The sequence below is a fragment of the Mesobacterium pallidum genome (assembly GCF_019966535.1).
Taxonomy (GTDB): domain Bacteria; phylum Pseudomonadota; class Alphaproteobacteria; order Rhodobacterales; family Rhodobacteraceae; genus Mesobacterium; species Mesobacterium pallidum.
Map to the genome: position 1 here is coordinate 1 of NZ_JAIMID010000045.1, position 5,000 is coordinate 5,000.

Sequence of the window (5,000 nt, forward strand, 5' to 3'; positions counted from 1 at the left end):
TGAGGTGCCCCTAGTTTCCTAGACACCTGCCTCGTTCAGTTTCTGCTGCCTGATTTCGAAGTCAACGGGCGACAGCATGCCGTTGTTCGTGTGTTTGCGCTTTGGGTTGTAGAACAGTTCGATGTACTCGAACACGTCCTGCCGGGCATTGTCTCGGGTCGGATACGTCCGTCGCCTGATCCGCTCTCGCTTCAGCAGTTGGAAGAAGCTTTCGGCGACCGCGTTGTCGTGACAGTTGCCGCGTCGACTCATGCTGGGCTCCAGATTGCGCTGGCGTAGAAACGTCTGCCACTCCCGGCTGGCGAATTGGGAGCCCTGGTCTGAGTGGACCATGACCTTGCCTGTGGGTTTGCGCCGCCACACGGCCATCAGCAGGGCTTGCAGGGCGAAGGCCGTCGTCATGCGGGACTGGGCGGACCAGCCGACAACCCGGCGCGAGTACAGATCGATGACGACGCACAAGTACAGCCAGCCTTCATGGGTCTTGATGTAGGTGATGTCGGTCACCCAGACCTGATCGGGCTGAGAGGCATCGAAGCATTGCTCCAACCTGTTCTCAGCGACGACAGCAGGCTTGCCGCCATATCGGCCGGGGCGGCGCCTGTAGCCGATCTGCGCAGCGATCCCGGCCAGTGACGCCAACCGGGCAACACGGTTCTCCGAGATGCTTTCGCCCTGATCGCGCAGATCATCCGTCAGCTTGCGGTAGCCATAGACCTTGCCGCTGTCGGTCCAGGCTTGGCGGACCAGTGCGGTCTGACGCGCATCCTCCTGCGCGCGGTGACTTAACGGTTCCTTAAGCCATGCATAGAAGCCGGAGAAATGGACCCGCAGCACCCGGCACATGGCCCGGACGCCGAACTCCACGCGATGCGCCCGTATGAAGGCGTACTTCATTGGGACTCGCGCGCGAAGTACGCCGTTGCCTTTTTTAGGATGTCGCGCTCCTCGGTCACCCGAGCCAGCTCGCGCTTCAGGCGCCGGTTCTCGGCCTCGTGGTCCACGCCCGGCTTCGGCGCCGGCACCCCGAACAGCTTCAGCCACTTGTAGAGAGAGTAGGTGCTGACGCCCAACCGCCGAGACACCTCCCGGACCGGATACCCGCGCACCGTGATCTGATGCACCGCGTCGCGCTTGAACTCGTCGCTGTAGTTGCTTGTCCCCATGGTCGCCTCCTCGCCTCATAGTTAGGGGGCAAAGCGTCTACAAATCTAGGGGCACCTCAATCTTGTCGCGCTAGGTCGGCGATCGACACGGACTGCCCTGCATCTCGCATGATGGCGACATCCGCTGGCTGCCCGGCTGGCAGGGTCGCGACCGTGTTGCGCAACGCCGCCTGACGGCCGCGGACGCGGCCGGCGAGACCTGGGTGATGGACGGGTCGCGTTTCGATCTGGGCCTGCCGCACCCGGCTGATTGCCAGCCCCCCTGGTCGTCTTGCCGCGGCACGTGCAGTCACGAGGTGCGGTCGGGTTGGACCGGTGTGCGCGCAGCGCCAGGCCTTATCGTTGAGCTGCGTCGGTTACTGGCATTCGGGGCAATAGTTTCGCGGCCCTTTGAGCTTTGCGGACAGCGAACAGGCCGCGTCCCTGTTGGGAGCGGCCTGTTCGCTAAAACTGGTTGCGGGAGTAGGATTTGAACCTACGACCTTCAGGTTATGAGCCTGACGAGCTACCGGGCTGCTCCATCCCGCGACAGGGATTTGTGTTTTGATCATCAGAGAGATACGTGTCAGGGCTTTTCTAGGTCTGGCGATGACCTACTCTCCCACACCTTGAGATGCAGTACCATTGGCGCAAAGGCACTTAACGACCGGGTTCGGAATGGAGCCGGGTGTTTTGCTCTCGCTATGATCACCAGACCAAGGAAAGCCCTGACGTGTCCAAGTTAGTTACTGTGCGCTACCGCCTCCGGCTACTTGAGCGCGGTTTGCGGTGCGTTTTGGTGTATGACTTCCGGATCGCAGGGACATGTCTGTCTTTTACTGGATCGGGTCAAGCCTATCGGGCCATTAGTACCGGTCAACTGAACACATTGCTGTGCTTACATCTCCGGCCTATCGACGTGGTGGTCTTCCACGGCCCTCAGGGATACCTTGTTTTGAGGGGGGCTTCCCGCTTAGATGCCTTCAGCGGTTATCCTTTCCGATCATAGCTACCCAGCACTGCTATTGGCATAACAACTGGTCCACCAGTGGATCGTTCACCCCGGTCCTCTCGTACTAGGGGCAACTCCTCTCAAGTATCCTACACCCACGGCAGATAGGGACCGAACTGTCTCACGACGTTCTAAACCCAGCTCACGTACCTCTTTAAACGGCGAACAGCCGTACCCTTGGGACCTGCTCCAGCCCCAGGATGAGATGAGCCGACATCGAGGTGCCAAACACTGCCGTCGATATGGACTCTTGGGCAGTATCAGCCTGTTATCCCCGGCGTACCTTTTATCCGTTGAGCGATGGCCCTCCCACTTGGGACCACCGGATCACTATGGCCGTCTTTCGACTCTGCTCGACTTGTCAGTCTTGCAGTCAGGCTGGCTTCTGCCATTGCACTCAACGAGCGATTTCCGACCGCTCTGAGCCAACCTTCGCGCGCCTCCGTTACGCTTTAGGAGGCGACCGCCCCAGTCAAACTACCCGCCACGCAGGGTCCCGGATCCGGATAACGGACCGCGGTTAGACATCAAGCAGAACAAGGGTGGTATCTCATCTGTTGGCTCCACAGGGACTGGCGTCCCTGCTTCAAAGCCTACCACCTATCCTGCACATGTTGTGCCTGATGCCAGTGCGAAGCTGTAGTAAAGGTGCACGGGGTCTTTCCGTCTAACCGCGGGAAGCCTGCATCTTGACAGGCAATTCAATTTCGCTGAGTCGATGTTGGAGACAGCGGGGAAGTCGTTACGCCATTCGTGCAGGTCGGAACTTACCCGACAAGGAATTTCGCTACCTTAGGACCGTTATAGTTACGGCCGCCGTTTACCTGGGCTTCAATTCAGAGCTCTCACCCCTCCTTTTAACCTTCAGGCACCGGGCAGGCGTCAGACCCTATACGTCGTCTTGCGACTTCGCAGAGCCCTGTGTTTTTAGTAAACAGTCGCCACCCCCTGGTTTGTGCCCCCGGATCCAAGTTGCCTTGAACCCGGGCCTCCTTCTCGCGAACTTACGGAGGTATTTTGCCGAGTTCCTTCAACATCGTTCTCTCAAGCGCCTTGGTATTCTCTACCAGTCCACCTGTGTCGGTTTAGGGTACGGTCTCATGTGGGGCTATTTCCAGGGACCGATCAGCAGCCCACCCAATCCGATAAGGGTGAACTACAGTCTCGATCCGTCACATCCCACTGGCCCAGGAATATTAACCTGGTTCCCATCGACTACGCCTTTCGGCCTCGCCTTAGGGGCCGGCTTACCCTGCTCAGATTAGCTTTAAGCAGGAACCCTTGGACTTTCGGCGAGAGGGTCTCTCACCCTCTTTGTCGCTACTCATGTCATCATTCTCGCTAGTGATCTCTCCACCGGATGCCTTACAGCCCGGCTTCACAGAAAGCACTCTATCCTGCGCTACCGCTTCGCTACTTGAGCGCCGAAGCGCCCCGTACTCGATGCGATAGAAGAGGATGAGTGCTATGTCACACTACGCTCCGCTACCATGCACTATGTGCATCCTCAGCTTCGGCTCATGGCTTGAGCCCCGTTACATCTTCGCCGCAGGACAACTTGATTAGACCAGTGAGCTGTTACGCTATCTTTAAAGGATGGCTGCTTCTAAGCCAACCTCCTGGTTGTTTTGGTCGTCCCACCTGCTTTCCCACTTAGCCATGAATTGGGGGCCTTAGCTGGAGGTCAGGGTTGTTTCCCTCTCCACTACGGACGTTAGCATCCGCAGTGTGTCTGCCATCTAGTACTCCCGGGTATTCGGAGTTTGGTTAGGATCAGTAAGCCTGTGGGGCCCCATTACCCATCCAGTGCTCTACCCCCCGGGGTATTCGGATGACGCTCTACCTAAATAGATTTCGCGGAGAACCAGCTATCTCCGAGTTTGATTGGCCTTTCACCCCTAGGCACAACTCATCCCGACCTTTTTCAACAGGTGTGGGTTCGGACCTCCAGTTGGTGTTACCCAACCTTCATCCTGGTCATGCCTAGATCACTCGGTTTCGGGTCTGATCCATCTAACTCATGCGCCCTATTAAGACTCGCTTTCGCTGCGCCTACACCTAACGGCTTAAGCTTGCTAGATAGACCAAGTCGATGACCCATTATACAAAAGGTACGCCGTCAGGACTCGAGGTCCCTCCGACTGATTGTAGGCGTTCGGTTTCAGGTACTGTTTCACTCCCCTCGTCGGGGTGCTTTTCACCTTTCCCTCACGGTACTGGTTCGCTATCGGTCAGTAAGGAGTACTTAGCCTTCGGGGGTGGTCCCCCGATCTTCAGACAGAATTTCACGTGTTCCGCCCTACTTAATACGTCCTATCATGCTTCATATACGGGACTGTCACCCACTATGGTTGGCCTTTCCAGACCATTCTATTCACACTCAAGGCTCGGCTGGTCCCCGTTCGCTCGCCGCTACTAGGGGAGTCTCTATTGATGTCCTTTCCTCCGGGTACTTAGATGTTTCAGTTCCCCGGGTTTGCTCTTAAAACCCTATGTATTCAGGTTAAAAGTACCTGTTTAAGCTGATTATAAGCCATCGAAGATGATTATAACCAACTTTCAGGTGGGTTGCCCCATTCGGAAATCGCTGGATCAAAGCCTATTCTCGGCTCCCCAACGCTTATCGCAGAGTATCACGTCCTTCATCGCCTCTTACTGCCAAGGCATCCACCAAACGCCCTTCTCGCGCTTGATCCGATCCAGAAAGAGAAAGACATGCTTTCGAAGCGTCGGAAGCTGGTTACAACCTTCGCCTCATGCTCTCTGGACCAGAAGTCATACTTTTCCCGCCCGGCCCGATGTCATGGGCCGGACTTGTGTGATGGTTAATCACACGGGTTAGT

The 5,000-nt window shown here is 57.0% G+C and carries 1 protein-coding gene, 1 tRNA gene and 2 rRNA genes; all 4 read right to left on the bottom strand.

The annotated features are described in order from the left end of the window. Positions 1-18 precede the first annotated feature (18 nt). The 4 genes from MF270_RS27910 to MF270_RS27925 all read right to left on the bottom strand — a co-directional run bounded on the left by MF270_RS27910 (position 19) and on the right by MF270_RS27925 (position 4,852). Positions 19-1,166, bottom strand: a protein-coding gene (locus MF270_RS27910) for an IS3 family transposase (RefSeq protein ID WP_238368844.1) whose coding sequence is annotated in 2 segments (ribosomal slippage) — positions 19-923 and positions 923-1,166 — 1,149 coding nt in all. Because the reading frame shifts where the segments join, the coding sequence is not laid out codon by codon here. Between the two features lie 451 nt (positions 1,167-1,617). After that, positions 1,618-1,694 (bottom strand) — tRNA-Met (locus MF270_RS27915). A gap of 52 nt (positions 1,695-1,746) precedes the next feature. Then, positions 1,747-1,861: ribosomal RNA gene (gene rrf, locus MF270_RS27920) — 5S ribosomal RNA — on the bottom strand. Between the two features lie 129 nt (positions 1,862-1,990). Continuing rightward, positions 1,991-4,852 (bottom strand): 23S ribosomal RNA (locus tag MF270_RS27925). Positions 4,853-5,000: the final 148 nt, after the last annotated feature.